Source organism: Seonamhaeicola marinus (assembly GCF_008085455.1).
The window spans coordinates 1-971 of the sequence record NZ_VSDQ01000660.1 but is presented as its reverse complement, the minus strand read 5'-3'; the positions used below and the strand labels follow the sequence as shown (position 1 = coordinate 971).

The window sequence follows — 971 nt, the reverse complement described above, 5'->3', positions numbered from 1 at the left end:
TTGATGTTTTTATTACCGCGGGCAAATTGGTGTTAGCGCTTGGTAAATATGAGCGTAGGGTTTCGGCAGATATGTTTCTGTCTTGTTCTAAAACTGATAATTGTTCGGCAATGTTTCGTAACTGCCTAATATTACCGTTCCATCGGTATTTTACAAGTATATCAATAGCGCCATCGGTTAATTTAACGGTTGGCATTTTATATTTTAATGCAAAATCACTGGCAAATTTTCTGAATAATAAATGAATATCACTTTGTCTTTCACGAAGAGGCGGTAAGTGAATTTCAACAGTGCTTAGGCGGTAGTATAAATCTTCTCTAAACTTTTCTTTTTCAATGGCTTCAAACATATTTACGTTTGTAGCAGCCACAATACGAACATTGGTTTTTTGTACCTTACTAGAGCCTACTTTTATAAACTCGCCATTTTCTAAAACACGTAATAACCTAACTTGCGTGGTTAATGGAAGCTCGCCAACTTCATCTAAAAAAATAGTGCCGCCATCGGCTACTTCAAAGTATCCGCTACGGGTTTGGGTGGCACCTGTAAAAGCGCCTTTTTCATGGCCAAAAAGTTCACTATCAATAGTGCCTTCGGGTATGGCGCCACAGTTAACTGCAATGTATTTGTTGTGTTTTCGGTGCGATAATTGGTGTATTATTTTTGGTATACTTTCTTTACCAACCCCGCTTTCACCGGTTACCAATACCGAAATATCTGTAGGTGCTACTTGTATGGTTTTTTCAATAGCGCGGTTTAGTGCTGGCGTATTGCCAATAATACCAAAACGTTGTTTTATAGCTTGAACAGATTCCATTTAATTTATTAAGATTTAGATGAAAGAGAAGCATAACAAACGCTTTTTATTCACCTTTAGTCTGTATGTTTTTTTAATTGTTTTCAGAATAACCAACGGCTTCACCCATTAAGGTGGCGCTGGTGCAATTGGTAATTTTAACGTTTACAAAATC

At 37.1% G+C, this 971-nt stretch carries 1 protein-coding gene; it reads right to left on the bottom strand.

Annotated features, from left to right (window positions below; genetic code table 11):
* Nucleotides 1–817, bottom strand: an 817-nt coding sequence (locus FUA24_RS11060) for a sigma 54-interacting transcriptional regulator (RefSeq protein ID WP_148542251.1), incomplete at its 3' end; no start/stop codon positions are given.
* Between the last annotated feature and the right edge of the window lie 154 nt (nt 818–971).